The sequence below is a fragment of the Pseudokineococcus sp. 5B2Z-1 genome, from assembly GCF_037482305.1.
Taxonomy (GTDB): Bacteria; Actinomycetota; Actinomycetes; order Actinomycetales; family Quadrisphaeraceae; genus Pseudokineococcus.
Genome location: NZ_JBBHZG010000001.1, coordinates 366,221 through 385,274, shown reverse-complemented (window position 1 = coordinate 385,274; position 19,054 = coordinate 366,221). Strand labels below are relative to the sequence as shown.

General features: G+C 74.3%; 17 protein-coding genes and 1 pseudogene. 10 read left to right on the top strand and 8 right to left on the bottom strand.

The window, feature by feature from the left end:
- Positions 1-28 precede the first annotated feature (28 nt).
- Positions 29-1,975 (top strand): cation:proton antiporter domain-containing protein, encoded by a 1,947-nt coding sequence (locus WDV85_RS01605; protein WP_339568950.1) that lies wholly within the window; start codon positions 29-31, stop codon positions 1,973-1,975.
- Between the two features lie 109 nt (positions 1,976-2,084).
- Here WDV85_RS01605 and WDV85_RS01600 read toward each other — a convergent pair whose 3' ends face one another.
- Positions 2,085-2,522: an organic hydroperoxide resistance protein gene (locus WDV85_RS01600; protein ID WP_339568949.1), complete on the bottom strand. Its 438-nt coding sequence runs from the start codon at positions 2,520-2,522 to the stop codon at positions 2,085-2,087.
- Positions 2,523-2,618: 96 nt separating this feature from the next.
- Entirely contained in the window at positions 2,619-3,314 is a 696-nt protein-coding gene (nucS, locus tag WDV85_RS01595) for an endonuclease NucS (RefSeq protein WP_171204027.1), read from the bottom strand.
- A gap of 166 nt (positions 3,315-3,480) precedes the next feature.
- Between nucS and WDV85_RS01590 the strand changes: the two genes are divergently transcribed.
- Positions 3,481-3,813 carry a hypothetical protein gene (locus tag WDV85_RS01590; protein WP_298805726.1) on the top strand — a complete coding sequence of 111 codons (333 nt, stop codon included), beginning with the start codon at positions 3,481-3,483 and terminating at the stop codon, positions 3,811-3,813.
- A gap of 66 nt (positions 3,814-3,879) precedes the next feature.
- Here the strand turns inward: WDV85_RS01590 and mce are convergent, their stop codons facing one another.
- Complete coding sequence (gene mce / locus WDV85_RS01585) at positions 3,880-4,374, bottom strand: methylmalonyl-CoA epimerase (protein ID WP_339568948.1); 495 nt, start codon at positions 4,372-4,374, stop codon at positions 3,880-3,882.
- A 99-nt stretch (positions 4,375-4,473) separates the two neighbouring features.
- On the opposite strand from mce, the gene WDV85_RS01580 reads away from it, so the two are divergent.
- From WDV85_RS01580 to WDV85_RS01565, 4 genes are all read left to right on the top strand, one after another.
- Complete coding sequence (locus tag WDV85_RS01580; protein WP_339568947.1) at positions 4,474-4,785, top strand: thiamine-binding protein; 312 nt, start codon at positions 4,474-4,476, stop codon at positions 4,783-4,785.
- Between the two features lie 157 nt (positions 4,786-4,942).
- Positions 4,943-5,854: a hypothetical protein gene (locus tag WDV85_RS01575; protein ID WP_339568946.1), complete on the top strand. Its 912-nt coding sequence runs from the start codon at positions 4,943-4,945 to the stop codon at positions 5,852-5,854.
- Positions 5,851-7,014, top strand: a complete 1,164-nt coding sequence (locus tag WDV85_RS01570) for a hypothetical protein (RefSeq protein WP_339568945.1) — start codon at positions 5,851-5,853, stop codon at positions 7,012-7,014. The genes WDV85_RS01575 and WDV85_RS01570 overlap by 4 nt, the downstream gene beginning before the upstream one ends.
- 212 nt (positions 7,015-7,226) lie before the next feature.
- Entirely contained in the window at positions 7,227-8,189 is a 963-nt protein-coding gene (locus tag WDV85_RS01565; RefSeq protein WP_339568944.1) for a tetratricopeptide repeat protein, read from the top strand.
- Positions 8,190-8,265: 76 nt separating this feature from the next.
- On the opposite strand, the gene glpK is transcribed toward WDV85_RS01565, so the two are convergent.
- The 3 genes from glpK to WDV85_RS01550 form a co-directional block, all read right to left on the bottom strand.
- Positions 8,266-9,807 (bottom strand): glycerol kinase GlpK, encoded by a 1,542-nt coding sequence (gene glpK, locus WDV85_RS01560; protein WP_339568943.1) that lies wholly within the window; start codon positions 9,805-9,807, stop codon positions 8,266-8,268.
- A gap of 54 nt (positions 9,808-9,861) precedes the next feature.
- The gene (locus WDV85_RS01555) at positions 9,862-10,605 is read right to left on the bottom strand and encodes an MIP/aquaporin family protein (protein WP_339568942.1); all 744 of its coding nucleotides are present in this window, start codon (positions 10,603-10,605) and stop codon (positions 9,862-9,864) included.
- Between the two features lie 158 nt (positions 10,606-10,763).
- On the bottom strand, positions 10,764-12,572 hold the full coding sequence (locus tag WDV85_RS01550) for a glycerol-3-phosphate dehydrogenase/oxidase (protein ID WP_339568941.1): 1,809 nt from the start codon (positions 12,570-12,572) through the stop codon (positions 10,764-10,766).
- Between the two features lie 186 nt (positions 12,573-12,758).
- Here WDV85_RS01550 and WDV85_RS01545 point away from each other — a divergent pair, with 186 nt between their 5' ends.
- On the top strand, positions 12,759-13,709 hold the full coding sequence (locus tag WDV85_RS01545; RefSeq protein WP_339568940.1) for a sugar-binding transcriptional regulator: 951 nt from the start codon (positions 12,759-12,761) through the stop codon (positions 13,707-13,709).
- Positions 13,710-14,210: 501 nt separating this feature from the next.
- Here the strand turns inward: WDV85_RS01545 and WDV85_RS01540 are convergent.
- Entirely contained in the window at positions 14,211-14,360 is a 150-nt protein-coding gene (locus WDV85_RS01540; protein ID WP_339568939.1) for a hypothetical protein, read from the bottom strand.
- 205 nt (positions 14,361-14,565) lie between these two features.
- Here WDV85_RS01540 and WDV85_RS01535 point away from each other — a divergent pair, with 205 nt between their 5' ends.
- The 3 genes and pseudogenes from WDV85_RS01535 (at position 14,566) to WDV85_RS01525 (ending at position 18,240) form a co-directional block, all read left to right on the top strand.
- On the top strand, positions 14,566-17,118 hold the full coding sequence (locus tag WDV85_RS01535) for a hypothetical protein (RefSeq protein ID WP_339568938.1): 2,553 nt from the start codon (positions 14,566-14,568) through the stop codon (positions 17,116-17,118).
- A gap of 135 nt (positions 17,119-17,253) precedes the next feature.
- A pseudogene (locus WDV85_RS01530) lies at positions 17,254-17,569 on the top strand (ISL3 family transposase); the annotation flags it as partial.
- A 191-nt stretch (positions 17,570-17,760) separates the two neighbouring features.
- Complete coding sequence (locus WDV85_RS01525) at positions 17,761-18,240, top strand: VOC family protein (protein WP_339568937.1); 480 nt, start codon at positions 17,761-17,763, stop codon at positions 18,238-18,240.
- Positions 18,241-18,243: 3 nt separating this feature from the next.
- Here the strand turns inward: WDV85_RS01525 and WDV85_RS01520 are convergent.
- Positions 18,244-19,054, bottom strand: an 811-nt coding sequence (locus WDV85_RS01520) for an NUDIX hydrolase (protein WP_339568936.1), incomplete at its 5' end; no start/stop codon positions are given.

The following is a 19,054-nucleotide window of genomic DNA, read 5'->3' as shown; positions in this document are numbered from 1 at the left end:
GGGTCGGCGGAGGGGGCACCATGCCGTCGTGGAGACCGCCCTGCTGCTCGTCGTCGTGGCCGCCGTCGTGGGCGGCGTCGAGCTGCTGGTGCGGCGCACGGGCGGGTCCGCGCCGCTCGTGCTGGTGCTCGTCGGCGTCGTCGCCTCCTACCTGCCCTTCGTGCCGCCGGTCGTCCTGGACCCCGAGCTCGTCCTCGTCGGGCTGCTGCCGCCGCTGCTGTACGCGTCCGCGCTGCGCACCTCGCTCGTCGACGTGCGGTCGGACCTGCGGCCCATCGCCCTGCTGTCGGTCGGGCTCGTGGCCGTGACGGCCCTCGTGGTGGGGCTCGTCATCGCGGCGCTGCTGCCGGTGCCCCTCGCGGTGGGCATCGCCCTGGGCGCGGTGGTGGCGCCGCCCGACGCCGTGGCCGCGACGGCGGTGGCCCGGCGCGTCGGGCTGCCGCGCCGCGTCGTCACGGTGCTCGAGGGGGAGAGCCTCCTCAACGACGCGACCGCCCTCGTCCTCCTGCGGACGGCCCTCGTCGCCGTCGCCGGCGCGGTGAGCGCCGCCGAGGTCGGGGCCCGCTTCCTCCTGGCCGCGGGCGGTGGCGTCCTGGTCGGCGTCGTCGTCGCCGCGCTGGCGGGGCGGCTGCGGCGCCGGCTCGACGACGAGGTGCTCGACACCACGCTGTCCTTCGCCGCCCCCTTCGTCGCGTACCTGCCCGCCGAGGAGGTCGGCGCCTCCGGCGTGCTCGCGGTCGTCGTCACGGGCCTGCTGCTGGGGCACCGCTCCCCGGTGCAGCAGACGGCGCGCTCGCGCATCGCCGAGCGCCTCAACTGGCGGACGGTGCAGTTCCTCCTCGAGGGCGGCGTCTTCCTGCTCATCGGGCTGCAGGCGTCCGACGTCGTCGGCGGCGCCCTGGCCGGCGATCTCGGGCTGGGCCGGACCCTGCTCGTCTGCGGCGCGGTGCTGGCCGTCGTCGTGCTCGTCCGCCTCGTCTACGTCGCCGTGGCGCTGCCCCTGGCCGGCCTCGTGGGGCGCCGCGCCGCGCGCGGGGCCGCGGGGGACGGCGGGTCGGCCCCGGAGATGGACAGGGACGTGGGAAGCGACGGGCGGGCGGACGGGCCGTCGTGGCGCGTCGTCGCGGTCATCGGGTGGGCGGGCATGCGCGGCGTCGTCACGCTCGCGGCCGCCGCGTCCCTCCCGGCGAGCACGCCGCAGCGCGAGGTGCTCGTGCTCGCCGCGCTCGTCGTCGTCGGCGGGACGCTCCTCCTGCAGGGGACGACGCTGCCGCAGCTCGTGCGCGCGCTCGCCCTGCCGCCGCCGGACCCGGGGGAGGACGCGCTCGTCCACGCGGCCGTCCTCGACCGGACCCGGCGGGCCGCCGAGCGGCGCCTCGAGCAGGTGCGGCGCGAGGAGGACTCGGACGACGTCGTCGACGGGCTGCGCGAGCGGCTGCGCCGGCGCGGCGACGTGGCGTGGGAGCGCCTCGGGCGCGGCGGCGACCACCGGTCGCCGGGCCGGGCCTGGGCCCGCCTGCGCCTCGAGATGCTCGACGCCGAGCGCGCCGAGCTGCTCGCCGTCCGTGACGAGGGGCGCGCGCCGGACGAGGTGCTGCGGCAGGTGCTCGCCGAGCTCGACGTCGAGGAGTCCCTCCTCGACGCGGCCGTCGCGCGGGACGACCGCACCGGTGCGCTCCGGGCGCCCGTCGCCGGGTCCTGCCGCCACCTGCGCGACGCCCCGGCGCCCGCGGAGGACGTCGTCCCCGCCGGCGGGGAGGGTGGCGAGCTGGGCTGCCAGGGGTGCCTCGCGCTGGGCGAGCGGCGCTGGGAGCACCTGCGCCAGTGCCTGGCGTGCGGGTACGTCGGCTGCTGCGACTCCTCGCCGCACCAGCACGCGCAGGCGCACGCCCGGACGGAGCGCCACCCCGTCATCCGCAGCGCCGAGCCGGGCGAGGCCTGGCGCTGGTGCTACGTCGACCGCGAGCTGGGCTGAGGCCACGGGGCGGCTCGGACGCAGCGGGGCCCACCACCGCGAGCGGTGGTGGGCCCCGTGGTGCCCGGTCGTCGGGCGCCCCCTCGTCCCGGGCGCTGGGCGGGTGCCGTCAGCCGGCCACCGCGACGAGCGTGACGGGCACGTTGCCGCGGATCGCCTTGGAGTAGGGGCACAGCTCGTGCGTGCGCTCCACGACGCGCTGGGTCGTCGCCTGGTCGACGCCCGGGATGCGCACGGTCAGCTCGGCGGTGATGGCGTAGCTCTCGCCCTCGGGGCCGAAGCCGATGTCGGCGCGGACCTCGGCGGCCGAGGTGTCCACGTCCTGCTCCTTGCCGGCCAGGCCCAGCGCGCCGGTGAAGCAGGTGGCGTAGCCGGCCGCGAAGAGCTGCTCGGGGTTCGTGCCCGTGCCGGGCCCGCCGGTCTCCTTCGGGGCCGTCATGCTGACGTCGAGCACGCCGTCGCTGGAGACGGCGCGCCCGGCCTTGCGGCCGCCGCTCGAGGTGACGCTGGCGGTGTAGACGATCTTCGACGGGGTCTTCTCGGTCATGCCCGGGCCAGCCGCGCGCGGTCGCCCGTCATTCCCGACGGCGTGCCCCGTCGTCGGGCGGGTCGGCGGCCCGGCTGGTGGTGGGAGGCGGTGCGGTCAGAAGAGGCGCGTCGTCGGGTCGTCGACCCCGCGCATGGCGTCGTAGTCGAGGACGACGCAGCGGATGCCCCGGTCGGCGGCGAGCACCCGCGCCTGCGGCTTGATCTCCTGGGCGGCGAAGACGCCCGTCACCGGGGCGAGGAGCGGGTCGCGGTTGAGCAGCTCGAGGTACCGGGTGAGCTGCTCGACGCCGTCGATGTCGCCGCGCCGCTTGATCTCGACGGCGACGGAGAGTCCGCCGGCGTCGCGGCAGAGGATGTCGACCGGGCCGATCGCCGTCGGGTACTCGCGGCGCACGAGGACGTGGCCGGTGCCCAGGTGCTCGATCTGCTCCGCCAGGAGGCGCTGGAGGTGGGCCTCCACGCCGTCCTTGACGAGGCCCGGGTCGACGCCGAGGTCGACGGTGGTGTCGCTGAGCACCTCGTGCACCGCGACGACGAGGACGTCGTCGGTCTTGGCGCTCACCACGCGCCACGTCTCGACGGCGCCCGCCTCCGCGGCCGGGCCCTCGGCGGGGGAGGTGGTGAGCGCGCAGGGCGGGCTCATCCAGTTGAGCGGCTTGTAGGAGCCGCCGTCGGAGTGCACGAGCACGCTGCCGTCGGCCTTGACCATGAGCAGGCGCGTCGCCAGGGGCAGGTGGGCGGTCAGGCGGCCCACGTAGTCCACGGAGCACCGGGCGATGACGAGCCTCACGGGCGGCGACCCTAGCCTCCGCGGGCCTGCGCTCCCGCCGCTGCCGGGCCGCCCTCGTCCCGCCGCTGCCGGGCCGCCCTCGTCCCGCCGCTGCCGGGCCGCCCTCGTCCCGCCGCTGCCGGCCGTCGTCGTGCCGGCTCCCCCCGGCCCCCGGCACGATGGGGCCGTGCCCCGCAGCAACCGCCCCCGCCGCGGGGGCCGTCCCCGCCCGACGTCCGGCGCCCCCCGCGGCGGTGCCGGCCCCGAGCGGCCGCTCGGCGGCGGCCTGCGCCGGGTGGAGGACCACCCCGACGGCGAGTGGGTCGTCCAGGTCGTCACGGGAGGGGGCGCCGAGCGCAGCTACCGCTGCCCCGGCTGCGACCAGCTCGTGCCCGGGTCGAGCCCCCACGTCGTCGCCTGGCCCGCCGACGGGCTCCTCGGCGCGGAGGCCGCGCTCGCCGACCGCCGGCACTGGCACCGCCCCTGCTGGGACCGCCGCGCGGTGCGCCGGCCCCGCTGAGCCGCCGTGCCCGCCGGGCCGCCGCCACCCTCGCGGGTGGGGGGCCCGACGTGCGCGCCGGCGACCTCACGCCCGCGGCGCGGGCTCCACGAGCTCGACGAGCACGCCGCCGGCGTCGGCCGGGTGCACGAAGTTGACGCGGCTGCCCGCGGTGCCCCGCCGGGCCTCGTCGTAGAGCAGCCGGAGGCCGCGGGCCCGCAGCACGGCGGCGGCGGCCTCGACGTCGCGCACCCGGTAGGCGAGCTGCTGCAGGCCGGGGCCGCGCCGGTCGAGGAAGCGGGCGATCGTCGAGGCGGGGGAGAGGGGGGCGAGCAGCTGGACGCGCGCGGCGCCCGGCCCGCCGTCGCCCGCCACGAGCATGGCCTCGCGGACGCCCTGCTCGGCGTTCTCCTCCTCGTGCTCGAGGCGCAGGCCGAGGACGTCGCGGTGGAGGGCCACGGCGGCGTCGAGGTCGGGGACCGCGATCCCGACGTGGTCGACGCCGAGCAGCAGCGCGCGCCCCTGCTCGTCGAGGAGCCCTCCGAGGGCCCCCTCCCCGCTGTCCGGCGTGCCCGTGCTCATGCCCGGCAACCTAGGGCGAGCGGGAGGGCGCGACCCGGCGGGACGGCGGAGGTCACGGTCGTGTCACGAGCACGGCGCGCCGGCGTCTACCCTGGGGTCGTGCTGGTCGCCTTCTCCCTCGCGCCCTCGGGGGCCGGTGACTCCCTCGCGGAGGCGGTCGCCGACGCCGTGCGCGTCGTGCGCGAGAGCGGGCTGCCGCACCGCACCGACAGCATGTTCACCACCGTCGAGGGCGAGTGGGACGAGGTCATGGACGTCGTCCGCCGCGCCACCGAGGCCGTCGGGCGCCACGGGGACCGCGTGTCCCTCGTGCTCAAGGCCGACATCCGTCCCGGTCGCACGGGGGAGATGCAGGGCAAGGTCGACCGCCTCGAGGCGGCGCTCGCCCGCACGGACCCCGACCGCGGCTGAGGCCGTCGGTCGCGGCGCGAGCCGCCCCGCCCGCCGGTCCTGACGCCGGTGCCGTCCCCGGGCCGGCGCCCCGGACCCGGGCCACGACGCGCCCGTCCCCGACCACCGCCCCCCGACCCCGTCCACGCCCCGGGCGCCCGCCCGCCGAGGAGGCCCCGTGCCCGAGCCCGACGACGTCCGCCGCCACCCCGCCGTCCGGCGGGCGCGGCGCCGCACCGCCGCGGGGTGGGTCGGCATCGCCGTCCTGGCGCTCGCCGGGCTCGTGGCGATCGGCCTCGGCACCGCGCAGCGCACCGTCTGGCTGCCCGACGACCAGGTGAGCGCCACGGCGAGCACCGGCGGCGGGGACGTCCCGGCGCGGCTCGTCGTCACGGCGCCCGGCGTCCTCGAGACCCGGCCGGGGCCCGTGACCGTCACGGCGACGTCGTCGGACGGCGGGCCCGTCGTCCTCGTGCTCGGCCGGGAGACCGACGTCACGGCCTGGACGGCCGGGGTGCCCACGGCCGTCGTCGGGGGCCTGGAGGCGCCGACGACGCTCGCCGTGGAGCCGCCCGCCGCCGCGGCCGAGGGGGCGCCGGCCGACGCGGCCTCCGTCGACCCGGCCGACGCCCCGGGGTGGGAGGCGGTCGCCGAGGGCGAGGGCTCGGCGACGCTCGAGGTCGAGCCGCCGGAGGGCCGCTGGCTCGTCCTCGCCGCGTCCGACGGCGCCACCGCGGCGCCCGAGGAGCTGCGGCTCACGTGGCCGCAGGAGGTCGTCACCCCGCTGGCCGTGCCGCTGCTCGTCGGCGGCGGGGCGGCGCTGCTCGCCGCCGTCGTCCTCGCCCTCGTCCACGCGAGGACGACGGGCGGGCGCCACCGCCGGGCCGTCGCCGCGGCCACGGCGGACGCGCCGGGCCCCGCCGGCACGGGGGAGCCGGAGGGCTCGAGCCCGTGGGCGCCCGCCCCGCCGGAGGAGGCGACCGGCGCGCCCGAGCGTCCCGTCGACCGTGCCGGCCAGGACGAGCGAGCCGGCCAGGACGAGCGAGCCGGCGAGGACGAGCGAGCCGACCGCGACGAGGAGCACCGATGAGCCGCCAGCAGGACCGCCCGGTCGACCGCCCCGGGCGCCGACCCTCTCGCGCGGTCCGGGCGTGCGCGGCCGTGCTCCTCGCCGGCCTCGCCGCGGGCTGCGCGTCCGAGCAGCCGCTGCCGCCGCCGCGGCCGCAGGAGGTGGGCGCGCCGGTGCCCGCCGTCGACGCCGAGCGGCTGGAGCAGGTCCACGCCGACGTCGCGGAGGCGGCGGCGGCCGCCGACGCCGCCCGTGACGCGACGCTCCTCGACCCCGTGGTCACCGGTGCGGCGGCCGAGGTGCGGGCGGCGCGGTACCGGCTGCAGGAGCTGGTGCCCGACGCCCCGGCCCCCGCGCCGCTCGACGCCGAGGCGCTGCGCGACGTCGTCCCCGCCGTCGGCGTGCCCGGCGCGGAGGAGGGCGAGGCGCCCGAGCGCGCGCCGTCCCCCGCGGACGCCGCGGCGACCTTCCCGCGCACCTGGGCGACGATCACGGGCCCGCGGGCGCAGCCCCAGCTCTCCGTCCTCGTCCAGGAGGACGTCCGCAGCCCCTACCGCGTCGTCACGACCACGGGGCTGCTGCCCGGCGCCGTCGTGCCGCCCGTCGCCACCGCGGAGCAGGGGGCCCCGCCGGTGGACCCGACGTCCGCGGAGGGGCTCGTCCTCAGCCCGCAGGACGCCGTCGCGCGCTACGCCGAGGCGCTGTCGGCCGGGGACCCCGCCGCGCCGGCGGACGGGGCCACCGACGACGGGGCCGCCGACGACGGGGCCGAGCCGCCCGACGCCGAGCAGCAGGGCCCCGGCCCCGACGTCGTCGCCGACGACGCCTTCCGGGCCGAGGTGCGCGCCGAGCGGGCGGAGGCCGACGCGGTGGACTTCTTCGCGCTCGAGACGACCCGCACGCCCCGGCCGGACGCCGTCCGCGCCGTGGCCACGGCCGACGGCGGCGCCCTCGTCGTCGGCGTCCTCGACAGCAGCGCCGTGCAGGTGGTCGAGGAGGAGGGCGCCGTGCTGCAGCTGCCCCCGACCGTGGCGGCGCTCGCCGGCCGCGACGACGCGCCCGAGCGCCTCGAGCAGAAGTGGGTCGAGGTCGTCGCGCTGGTCGTCCCGCCGGCGGACGAGCCCGGACCGGTGCGCGCCGTGGGCGCCGACCGGGTCCTCGTGGAGGCCACCGCCTCCTGACGCGAGGGGTGGGCGCGGCGCCCGCGTGGCAGCATGCGGGGCCGTGCCCGCCGGCGCCCCCACGGAGCGCCGCCGCCCGCACCGTGCGGGCGAGGGCCCGCGCCGCCACCCGCACGACCGCCGCCCCGGCCGGGGCCGGCGGTGCGGAGCCGGCGGGCGGCCGCAGACGCGGGCGAGCACCAGACGACGAGCACGACGAGAGGCGAGCAGGGATGAGCCAGCGCAGCGGACAGCGACCCGGCGGCCCGGGGGCCTCTCCGGGCCTCAACCTCCGGGGGGCCGTCGACCTCTCGGGGCTCGGCCGGCCGCAGCAGCAGGCGGCGGCGGGCGGGGCCGCGGGCGGGCCCCCCGCCGGGGGCGCCGTCGTCACCGTGACGGAGGAGTCCTTCCAGCAGGTCGTCGAGCAGTCGACCCAGGTGCCCGTCGTCATCGCGCTCTCGTCGTCGCGCGCCCAGGGCGCCGACGACCTCGCCGCCGTGCTGCGCCGCCTGGCGGCGGCGGACGCCGGCCGCTGGTTGCTCGGGGAGGTCGACGCCGACCGACACCCCCGGATCGCGCAGGCCTTCCAGGTCGAGACCGTGCCCGCGGTCCTGGCCGTGGTCGCCGGGCAGCCGGTGCCGCTCTTCCAGGGGGTCCTGCCCGAGGACCAGGTGCGCCAGTACCTCGACGCCCTGCTCGACCTCGCCGCGCGGCAGGGCGTCACCGGCCGCCTCGACGTCGACGGCGCCCCGGCCGAGGAGGAGGAGGCGCCCGAGCCGCCGCTCCCGCCGCTGCACCAGGAGGCCTTCGACGCCATCGAGCGCGACGACCTCGACGGGGCCGCCGACGCCTACCGGCGGGCGCTGCTCGAGAGCCCGGCCGACGAGGACGCGCGCGTGGGCCTGGCCCAGGTCGAGCTCCTGCGCCGCGCCGGTCGCGCCGACCTCCGGGCGGCGCGGGACGCGGCTGCCGCCGACCCCTCCGACGTCGACGCGGCCCTGCTCGTCGCCGACCTCGACGTCCTCGGCGGGCACGTCGAGGACGCCTTCGCCCGGCTGGTGCAGACGGTGCGCACGACCTCCGGCGACGAGCGCGAGCGGGTGCGCGCGCGCCTCGTCGAGCTCTTCGAGGTCGTCGGCGCCACCGACCCCCGCGTGATGACGGCGCGCCGCGCCCTCGCCAGCGCCCTCTTCTGAGCCCCGCCGCCGAGCCCCACGCACGAGCGCCCCGCACCGGTCACCGGTGCGGGGCGCTCGTGCGTGCGGGGGAGGGTCAGCGCACGTCGTCGTCGACCCAGTCGAAGGTCCGGGTCACGGCCTTCTTCCACAGGCGCAGGACGCGCTCGCGCTCGGCCTCCTCCATCTGGGGCTCCCAGCGCTTGTCCTCGGCCCAGTTGGCGCGGACCTCGTCGAGGTCGGACCAGAAGCCGACGGCGAGGCCGGCCGCGTAGGCGGCGCCGAGCGCCGTCGTCTCGGCGACGACGGGGCGCACGACCGGGACGCCGAGGACGTCGGCCTGGAACTGCATGAGCGTGTCGTTGACGACCATGCCGCCGTCGACGCGCAGCTCCTCGAGCGGGACGCCCGAGTCGGCGTTCGCGGCGTCGAGCACCTCGCGGGTCTGGAAGGCGGTGGCCTCCAGGGCCGCGCGGGCGATGTGCGCCTTCGTCACGTACCGCGTGAGGCCGACGATCGCCCCGCGCGCGTCGCCGCGCCAGTACGGCGCGAAGAGGCCCGAGAAGGCGGGCACGACGTACACGCCGCCGTTGTCCTCGACGGTCGCGGCGAGGGTCTCGACCTCGGGCGCCGAGGAGATGAGCCCGAGGTTGTCGCGCAGCCACTGCACGAGCGAGCCCGTGACGGCGATGGCGCCCTCGAGCGCGTACACCGGCTTCTCGTCGCCGAGGCGGTAGGCCATCGTCGTCAGCAGGCCGTTGTCGCTGAAGACGAGGTCCTCACCGGTGTTGACGATGAGGAAGTTGCCCGTGCCGTAGGTGTTCTTGGCGCCGCCGGGGGTGAACGCCGTCTGGCCGAAGGTGGCGGCCTGCTGGTCGCCGAGGATCCCCGCGATCGGGGTCTCGCGCAGCAGGTTCGAGGCCTCGACGGTGCCGTAGACCTCGGAGGAGGAGCGGATCTCCGGGAGCATCGCCTTGGGGATGTCCATGGCGGCGAGCACGTCGTCGTCCCACTGCAGCGTCCTCAGGTCCATGAAGAGCGTCCGCGAGGCGTTGGTGACGTCGGTGAGGTGCTTGCCGCCGTCCGTGCCGCCGGTGAGGTTCCACACGACCCACGAGTCGGTCGTGCCGAAGAGCAGGTCGCCCGCCTCGGCGCGCTCGCGGGCCCCCTCGACGTTCTCGAGGATCCACATGATCTTCGTGCCGGCGAAGTAGGGGTTGAGGGGCAGCCCGCAGACCTGGCGGAAGCGGTCGACGCCGCCGTCGGCCGCGAGCCGGTCGACGATCTGCTGGGTGCGCACGTCCTGCCAGACGATGGCGTTGTAGACCGGCTCGCCGGTGTTCTTGTCCCACACGACGGTGGTCTCGCGCTGGTTGGTGATGCCGACGGCGGCGACGTCGTGGCGGGTCACGTCGGCGCGCGAGAGGGCCTGGCCGATGACCTCGCGGGTGTTGCGCCAGATCTCCTTCGGGTCGTGCTCGACCCAGCCGGCGCGCGGGAAGATCTGCTCGTGCTCCAGCTGGCCGGTGGAGACGATCGTCCCCGCGTGGTCGAAGACGATGGCGCGGGTGCTCGTCGTGCCCTGGTCGATGGCGACGACGTAGCGGGCGCTGCTGGAACCGGTGGTGGTCTCGCTCATGGGACGTCGGTGTCCTTTCCGGGACGGGGCTGGGGCGGGTGCGGTGGTCGACCGTCAGGCCGGGACGACGGGCATCGCGTAGTACACGAGGCCCGCGAGGATCCCGCCGAGGACGGGACCGACGACGGGGACCCACGCGTAGGCCCAGTCGGAGGAGCCCTTGCCGCGGATGGGCAGCAGGGCGTGGGCGATGCGCGGCCCGAGGTCGCGGGCCGGGTTGATGGCGTAGCCCGTCGGCCCGCCGAGGGACGCGCCGATGCCGACGACGAGCAGGGCGACGGCGAGCGGGCCGATCTGGGCGGGCGTGTTGCCGAACAGGAGGATGACGAAGACGAGGACGAAGGTGCCGATGACCTCGGTGACGACGTTCCAGCCGTAGCGGCGGATCTCCGGCCCGGTCGAGAAGACGGCCAGCTTCAGGGCGCCGTCCTCCGTCGCGTCGAAGTGCTGCTTGTACGCCAGGTACACGACGACGGCGCCCAGGGCGCCGCCGACGAGCTCGGCGGCGAAGTACACGAGGGTGTTGACGAGGTCGGGCGAGACACCGGGGGCGTAGTCGTTGCCGGAGACGAGCAGCCCGACGGTCACCGCCGGGTTGAGGTGGGCGCCCGAGGCGTAGGCCACGTAGACGCCGGCGAAGACCGCGAGGCCCCAGCCGAAGTTGATGAAGAGCGGGCCGCCGGCGAAGCCCTTGGTCTTCGCGAGCAGCGCGTTGGCCACGACGCCGCAGCCGAGCAGCGTGAGCGTGGCGGTGCCGAGGACCTCGGAGAGGAAGATCTCGGCCAGGGACGGTGTCATGCGGATCTCCTCGTGACTGCGGTGTCAGGGAAGGGCGCGGTCGCGCCGGCGGGCCTCCGCCCGCCCCGCGCCACGGTGGCGCGGGGCGGCCCGGCGAGGGCAGAGGCGGAGGACTCCTGGCGGTGGTGACCGCGGGGGGAGCGGTGGGTGGTGGGTGCTCAGGCGGCGGCCGAGCCCCCGACGGGGACGTCGGGGCGGATGTCGGGCGCCTCGAGGCGACGGCGCTCGGCGGCCTCGTCATCGGTCTCGACCTCGGCGGCGCGCTCGGCCTCGACGCGGGCGAGGTAGGAGGAGACCTCCTCCTCGACCCGGGCGTCGTCCCACCCGAGGGCCCCGGCCATGAGGCCGGCGACGGCCCGGGCGCTCGCGGTGCCGCGGTCGGCCTGCTCGTAGGACAGGCGCGTGCGGCGCGTCAGGACGTCCTCGAGGTGCAGCGCCCCCTCGTGCGTGGCGGCGTAGAGCGCCTCCGCGCGCAGGTAGTGGGGCGCGCCCTCGAGGGGCTCGCCGAGCGAGGGGTCGGCGTCGACCAGCTCGAGCACCTCGTCGACGTCGCCGCCGTAGCGGTGGAGCAGGTGCTCGACCCGCTCGAGGGACCAGCCGCGCTCCTCGGCGATGCGGTGCCGCTGGGCCCAGCGCACGGGGTAGCCCTCGGCGCCGGCGAGCGGGAGGTCGGCCGTGAGCGAGGGTCCGGCGGGGCGGTCGCCCGGGGCGGCGTCGGCGAGGGCGGCGTCGACGACGTCGCGGGCCATGACGCGGTACGTCGTGTACTTGCCGCCGGCGACCACGGTGAGGCCCGGGCGCAGCGTCGCGACGGTGTGCTCCCGCGAGACCTTCGTCGTGGTCGTGGGGTCGCCGCCGCCCTCGCCGCCCTTCTCGCCGCCCTCGCCGGGGAGCGAGCCCTTGGCGGTCGGCTGCAGCAGCGGGCGCAGGCCCGTGTAGACGCCCATGACGTCGTCGCGGCTCAGGGGCCGGGTCAGCACGGCGTTGGCGTGCTCGAGGAGGTACTCGATGTCCTCGCTCGTGGCCACGGGGTGGTCCTTGTCGAGGTCCCACGGGGTGTCCGTCGTCCCGATGACCCAGTGCGTCTCCCAGGGGATGACGAACAGGACGCTCTTCTCCGTGCGGAGGATGAGGCCCGAGTCGCCGTCCACCGCGTCCTTCGGGACGACGATGTGGACGCCCTTCGAGGCCTTCACCTCGAGGCCGCGGGTGCGGAAGAGCTCCTGGATCTCGTCGGTCCACACGCCGGTGGCGCCGATGACGTGGCGGGCGCGGACCTCGAGCTCGCGGCCGGTCTCGAGGTCGACGGCGCGGACGCCGACGACGCGGCCGCCCTCCTCGAGGTAGCCGGTGACCTGGGTGCGGGCGGCGGCGAGCGCCCCGTGGCCGACCGCGGTGCGGACGAGCACGTGGACGAGGCGGGCGTCGTCGACCTTGGCGTCCCAGTACTGGATGCCGCCCACGGCCGCGTCGCGGCGGAAGCCGCGGAAGCGACGCTGGATGCCGGCGCGGGTGAGGTGGCGGTGCAGGGGGACGGTGCGCTTCCCGCTGCCGCCGCCGCGGCCGAAGACGCCGGCCATGCCGTCGTACAGCGCGATGCCGGAGCCGATGTAGCCGCGCTGCCAGTGCTTCTCCAGCGGGAAGATGAAGGGCACGGGGTGCACGAGGTGCGGCGCCAGGCGGTCCACGAGCAGGCCGCGCTCGCGCAGGGCCTCGTGGACGAGGTGGAAGTCGAGCATCTCCAGGTAGCGCAGGCCGCCGTGGATGAGCTTGCTGGCGCGGCTGGAGGTGCCCGCGGCCCAGTCGCGGCGCTCGAGGACGCCGACCGACAGGCCGCGGCTCGCCGCGTCGAGCGCGGCGCCGGCGCCGGTGACGCCGCCCCCGACGACGAGGACGTCCAGCTGCTCGGTGCTCATCCGCTCGAGCGCCTCGGCGCGCGTGGCGGCGGAGAGGGTGGTGCTGCTCATCGTCGAGGGACCTCCGGGTGCTGCCCGCTGCCCGCGGGCGTCGGGGAGGGCGCCCCGTCGGCGTCCTCGTCCGTCCCGGTGATCGTGCTCCCGCACCCGCCGTCTGGCCCGCTGTCTGCACGGACGTGCACACTGGGTGCGCGGCGTCCCCGGCGTGGGGGCGCGCCGACCGGCGGGGGGCGGGGCGTGGCGGCGGACGAGGAGGACCTCGAGCGGGTCGCGCGCCGGTACTGGGACGACGGCGTGACCATGGACGTCATCGCCCGCGAGGAGGCCGTCTCGCGCAGCACGGTCTCGCGGATGCTCGACGCCGCCCGGGCCGCCGGCATCGTCCAGGTGACGGTCCGCAGCGTGCACGGACGTGCAGCCGGGCTGGCCGCCGGGCTCCGGGAGCGCTTCGGCGTCGACGCGGTCGTGGAGCCGGTGCCCGACGGCGCCACCGACCTGGCCCGCCTCGACGCGGCGGCCGCGGCCACCGCCCGGCTCCTCGACGAGCTCATGGGCAGCGGCATGGTGCTCGGCGTGGCGTGGGGCACGACGACCAGCGCGGTGGCCCGCCACCTCACCGCCCGCTCGACGGTGGACGCCCACGTCGTCCAGCTCAACGGCGGCGCCAACACGCGCAGCAGCGGCCTCGGCTACGCGGGTGAGGTCGTCGACCGCTTCGGCGCGGCCTGGGGGGCCGAGGTGCACCAGTTCCCCGTGCCCGCCTTCTTCGACGCCGTGGCGACCCGCCGCGCGATGTGGCGCGAGCGCAGCGTGCGGGGGGTGCTCGCGCTCCAGCAGCGCTGCGACGTCGCGCTCTTCGGCGTCGGCACCGTCGCCGCCGGCGTCCCCAGCCGCGTCTACACGGCCGGCTACCTCACCGACGCCGACCGCCTGTCGCTGGCGGAGGAGCACGTCGTCGGTGACGTCTGCACCGTCTTCCTCCGCCGCGACGGCAGCTGGGAGGGCGTGCCCCTCAACGCCCGGTCGAGCGGGCCGCCGCCACCGGCCCTGCGGCGCATCCCGCGGCGGGTGTGCGCCGTCGCCGGCACGGGCAAGGTCCCCGCCCTCGCGGCCGCGCTGGCCGCCGGCCTGGTCACCGACCTCGTGCTCGACGGCGCGACCGCACGGGCGCTCATGGCGCACCGCTGACAAGGGCTGGTGCGTTCTCTCCGGGCGGGATGGCCGCAATAGCTCACGCGGCTGTCGCTGCCGTTGGTAGGCCGTCGTACCCGCCCGACACGCTCCCTAGTCACCGTAGACACCAGTCCCTCGCTCTCGACACACTAAGTCGTTGAGGGACAGCAGGTCCCGACTAGGAGCACCGAGGACGAGGCGTCCGCAAGGGTGCGCCACTCCGGGCGGGGACATCGTGGAGGGGCTGAACTTCTCAAGTCGGCGACTCAAGCGGCTGTGCCGCGACATCGATCGAAGTAGACTCGCCAGAAGGACTCTCACGAGGGGGCGGCGATGGCAAGAGGGCAACTGGTGCGCATTGGCCTCGCCGTTTTGCTCGGCGCATCCGTGTTTTTCCTACTACTCCTAGGGCTAGAGCGGGCGTCGCAGTGGGCCTCACTGGGTGGGCTTGCTGTAGCAGTTGTTACGTACCTGCTGCCTCTTCGCCAATCGTCGGCGACCGCGAGGAGCAACCCATCAGTCGAGCAGACGATGGACAAGGTCCACAGCAAGGGAGCGATCGATCTGCGGCAGGAGATTGAACCGGGACGGGACGCGCGACAAGAATTGCGCCGCGCGCGCGCCAAGGGGGATATCCGCATGAATCAGGATGGTCACGATGGCCATTGAGCAGAACCTGTCTAGGGTCCGGGCCGGCGGTGACATCCATGCCGTCCAGAATGTCAACGTCGGCGGATCGGTCCTAGGGCAGGGCATCTACCCCTTCGCAACGTGGCTAGAGATGGCGAGAGGTGGGACCTGGAGTGCGGCACAGTCAGCGTTAACCTGTGTCGGCCCGAGGGCCATCGCGCGGGTAAAGTACGAACAGCCCGTGTTGGCAGACATCAATGACTGGCTTGCATCTGGACCGAGACAACTTCATGTGACCACGGTGATGGGAAAGCATGGCAGTGGTTTGAGCTGGCTGGCCTACCGGGTTGCTCACGCATTGCATAACCAACAGGCGCCGGTACGCATCTATGTTGTGGATGATCGCGTGCGTTTCACTCAGAGCGACCTGGCGACCGTCCTCGAGGGGGAGACGCCAACCGTTCTCATTGTCGACGACGCCGATCAGCAGCAGGCGCTCAACGCGCTTGATTCGGCCAGGCATCTTCCAATCCTGGCGTTATGCACGGGTTCAAATCGTCGCTATATTGATCTGCTTGGCGCCTTATCTCCCACGGGGGGGAGTGACCCCGTTGAGCTCCCCTTCTGGCCGCAGGTGGACGAGCTGCGCTTGCTTCAACAAGCCCATGGTAGCCCAGCCCTTACTCCACGGGATAAGCGCTTTCTTCGACGGGGTACCTTACGGTCTGCGGCCCGACGTCTCGGGTCAGGGGAATCTGCCGCGTCAACGGCGCGGCGGCTCAGTGGAGCAATCTCGGAAGCTTCGCGCCCCACCATGGATGTGTTGCTAACATCCACCGCTGCGGACCTGCTGCTCCCGCAGACGCTGCTATTGCGGGCTTCGCCGTCAAGTAGAATACCCGGGGACGTAAGTCCTTGGGTACACCGTAGGGTGTATCTTGAAGCCGGTGGTGAAGCTGCGTACCATCTGTGGGTAGAGGATGCAGAAGTTGCGGCTTGCGCCCGGCGATTTCTCGACGACGGCGACGATGTAGCCCCCGCAACTCGAGTCATGTTGGACTCACGCGTGACGCGTGACTTGGTTACTCTGGCGGCGGCCGCTGGTTATGCTGGCGAGTCGGACTTCGTGCGAAGGCTGCTACGTACGTTGCCGCTTGGTTTGCGGCGTGGGGTAGTACGAGATGCATCCGACTCCATCACTCGCCTCGTCGGGATGGAAGTGCGTAGCGAATCGCTCATCTCTTGGCTGACTCTGGTGCAGTCCGTGGACGCCGGTGATCTCGTACCGGCCAGTATGGCGGCGGCGTCACCTACTCTGAGTGGCGCGGAACTGTTGTTCTGGTTGCTCGAGGATGATGCAGGGCACTCTCTCGAGGTGCCCGAATCTGTCATTGAGATGCTTCAAGGTGACGTCCCCGCATGGCATCGAGCTCTTGAGATTGTGCAACACCTGCCAAATGCGACCAAAGCTCGCGCAGTGAGAAGGTTGCCGGCGTTGCTTAGACGGCAACGCGGAGTAGAGCGCCTCCTGAGTAACGGAGGGGTGCTTCAGAATCTTTTGGTTCTGGTGGAGCCTAAGGGTGAACCGGGGGACAGGGACTGGCTTCTTCGTGTAGCGCTGGATGCGAATCCCGGGTCGCACATGGCGCGCGATATGTTCGCCCTGGCTGAAAGATGCAGTACTCAGGGCCGCAGCGCTCTTGCCCTCAGACTATTGCGTGGGCACTGGCAGGGAAGCCCTCCTCTCGATATTCAGGGGGAGTATGACGAGTTGCTTGCCATGGAGCATGGATCTGCGTGGGCGAGCCGAGTTGTTGAATGGTGTTTCGCCAAACTCGAGGTCGAACGCCCCACGAAGGCTGTCCGTGGGTGGCAGCATCTTCTTGAATTCTCCTCAATATGGACCCCGGAATCCTTCCACGTCTACTGGCGGGGAGCATTGTCGACTTTAGGTCGGGAGCATGTCGGCTTGAAGTTATCTCAGCGCAGGCCGCTACTGCTGTCCATAGCGCAAGCCTTCTCGCGGGGACATGACGTGCAGTTGGCGGAGAATCACCGCTTCTTGGTTGCCGGACTCGACCGAAGCGTAGTTCCTGTCCAGGATGCGCAACGTTATATAAAAGTGCTTGCAGGTCACGCTTTGGGCGGCGGGCCATTACGGGAGGCTGCACGCTCGGGCCTCAATGCCCTTTTTACCTCTCGCGGCAGAGTATTACAAGATGCCCTGAGAGTGTTCAATGAATCTGCTCAAGACGCCTTTGGTGCGCGACTGCGCACCCCCGACGCCCTCTTTCATCTTGACGATGAGGCTGGTCGTAGGCTGACCTACACGCTCGTGGCCACAAACCGAGCGATCAGGGCGGAATCCCAATCGGCCGCTCTTGGCGCCGCCGTGAGCAGGTGGTCGAAGGTCTCTAATATGCGGTCGCCGCTCATTTTCTGGGCACTTCGCGCTCAGGAGATTGGGCGCTACAAGCGTCTCTTGCGACCCAATGGTTCTCCGAATGATGCCACAATTGCGGCTGCAGGCTACGCGGCGATGGGGAACACCAGTAAGGCGAAAGAGTGTCTCGAGAGGGCGATCCTTGATCACCAGGCGCCGAGCAATCTCGCCCATGCGCACTCGACTCACAGGGCGGCCCTGGAAATGAGCACCCGACTGGGCGGAGCGACGGGTCAAACGTATGCCCTAGTGGCCAATTTGGTGGCCACGGGACCGCTAAGGCGGGTAGTACCGCAGCTTACTTTGCCCCTCCGATCGATACCCCATGAGGTCAACTGGGTAGACGACTGAGGGGCGAACGCGGCTCTTTGCAGATGAGCGTGAAGTGTAAGTGTTGGACTAGGGACGTCCGCGCGTCGGTGCCGAGGTCGAGGTCGAGGCCTCCCCGCACGAAGCTCTTCACACAGCACGTCCGGGGACTTCGACGTGTCTAACGCATCCTTCGCGCGCCCTCACGTGACCACAATCGCGGCTGGCTTGGACGCCCTCGGCCGGAAGTGGTCGGGCAGCGCCTGGAGTCGGGCCGGGCGATGCTGGCCTGCCGCGTGCTCGCCCTCGACGACTGGTGCCGGGACTGTGGCTGTGCAGGCAGGTGCCGCGACACTCTGGCTTGTGTGCTCGCGCACGAGCCCCTCGGGTGGCACCCACGATGCTGCACGTGGTCGTCCGCCGCTACGCCTGCACCGGCTGCTCGCGTCTGTGGCGTCAGGACACGACCATCGCGGTCGAGCCGCGAGCGAAGTGAGTCGCTCTGGTCCTGCGCCCGACGCTTCTCCGCAGACACCGTTACGTTATGACCAATCGAACGACGAGCGCGAAGAGTCGTCCGAGCACGGGCGGGCGGGTGGCGACGCACCGATGAGCCCGCGGACTGCGCCTCGTCTGCCTATCGACGACCGGATCCCTTCGGTCCCGCATACGTAGGAGCGCGCCGTGGCGACGAGCAGGATCACCCCCACCCTCTGGTTCGACGGGCGCGTGGAGGAGGCCGCTGAGCTGTACACGTCCGTCTTCGCGGACGCCCGCGTGCTGGGGACCACCCCTGCGCCGGAGGGGACGCCCGGCCCGGGCGGCGTCCTCACCGTGGAGCTGGAGCTGCTCGGCCAGCGGGTGGTCCTGCTCAACGGCGGGCCGGGCTTCCCGCCCACGGAGGCGTTCTCCCTCTCCGTGGGGTGCCCCGACCAGGCCGAGGCCGACCGCGTCTGGGCGGCCCTCCTCGACGGCGGCGGCGTCGAGTCGCAGTGCGGCTGGCTGAAGGACCGCTTCGGCGTCTCCTGGCAGGTGGTGCCGGACGGGCTCGGCGAGCTCCTCGGCGACCCCGACCCCGGGCGGGCGCAGCGCGCGATGACGGCGATGCTCGGCATGCGCCGGCTCGACCTCGCGGCGATGCGCCGCGCCGCGGACGGCGCCTGAGCCTCAGGACTCCGGCGCGCCGTCCGCGAGCAGGGCGGCCGACGGGTCGTCCGACGCCAGGCGGTCGAGGGCCGCCTCGACGCGGGTGGCGAGCCCGGGCCCGGTGCGGTCGCGCACCTGCGCCGCGTCGCACCAGGCCGCCTCGAGGACCTCGCCGTCGAGGAAGCGGCAGCGGGCGGGCAGGTCGTCGTCGTGGACGCCGCCGTCGAGGAGCGCGAGCAGCCGCTCGGGCTGGCGGCCGTCGCCGCCGCGGCGGTCGAGGACGAGCAGGCGCCCGGGGGAGACGTCGAGGCCCAGCTCCTCGCGCGCCTCGCGGGCCGCCCCGGCGCGCAGGCCCTCACCGTCCTCGAGCACGCCGCCGGGCACCTCCCACGGCACCTTGTAGGACGTGCGCAGGAGCAGCACCCGGCCCGCGCCGTCGCGCAGGACGAGCCCCGCGGAGACGAGGGAGACCGGGAAGAGCGGCACCATCGCGGGCAGGGCGTCGACCTCCGGGTCCGGGTCGCCGGCCACGCGCGCCACGACGGCGAGGTCGCGGACGCCCGACGGGCCGGACACGCCGCGCAGGACGCCCTCCCGGCGCAGGCCCGCGCGCGCCGCCGCCCAGGCCGTCGCCGCGTCCTCGACCGCGTGCACCGCCTGGACGCGCGCCGCTCCTGCGGCCTCACGGCGGACCAGGTCGAGGAGGGCGCCGGGGTCGCCGCCGCGCCCCGTGAGGTCGCCCAGGTCCACCACGCCCGCCACCGGGTCCACCCCCGGCCCCACCCCCGGGACGGCAGCGCCCCCCGCGGACGCCGTGGTCCGCGGGGGGCGC

What these genes read in the sequence shown, in the direction of transcription:
- WDV85_RS01600 (WP_339568949.1), bottom strand. Translation starts at nt 2,522, where the DNA reads ATGACCGAGAAGACCCCGTCGAAGATCGTCTACACCGCCAGCGTCACC.
- mce (WP_339568948.1), bottom strand. Translation starts at nt 4,374, where the DNA reads ATGAGCACGGGCACGCCGGACAGCGGGGAGGGGGCCCTCGGAGGGCTC.
- WDV85_RS01570 (WP_339568945.1), top strand. Translation starts at nt 5,851, where the DNA reads ATGAGCCGCCAGCAGGACCGCCCGGTCGACCGCCCCGGGCGCCGACCC.
- WDV85_RS01565 (WP_339568944.1), top strand. Translation starts at nt 7,227, where the DNA reads ATGAGCCAGCGCAGCGGACAGCGACCCGGCGGCCCGGGGGCCTCTCCG.
- glpK (WP_339568943.1), bottom strand. Translation starts at nt 9,807, where the DNA reads ATGAGCGAGACCACCACCGGTTCCAGCAGCGCCCGCTACGTCGTCGCC.
- WDV85_RS01555 (WP_339568942.1), bottom strand. Translation starts at nt 10,605, where the DNA reads ATGACACCGTCCCTGGCCGAGATCTTCCTCTCCGAGGTCCTCGGCACC.
- WDV85_RS01550 (WP_339568941.1), bottom strand. Translation starts at nt 12,572, where the DNA reads ATGAGCAGCACCACCCTCTCCGCCGCCACGCGCGCCGAGGCGCTCGAG.
- WDV85_RS01540 (WP_339568939.1), bottom strand. Translation starts at nt 14,360, where the DNA reads ATGGCCATCGTGACCATCCTGATTCATGCGGATATCCCCCTTGGCGCG.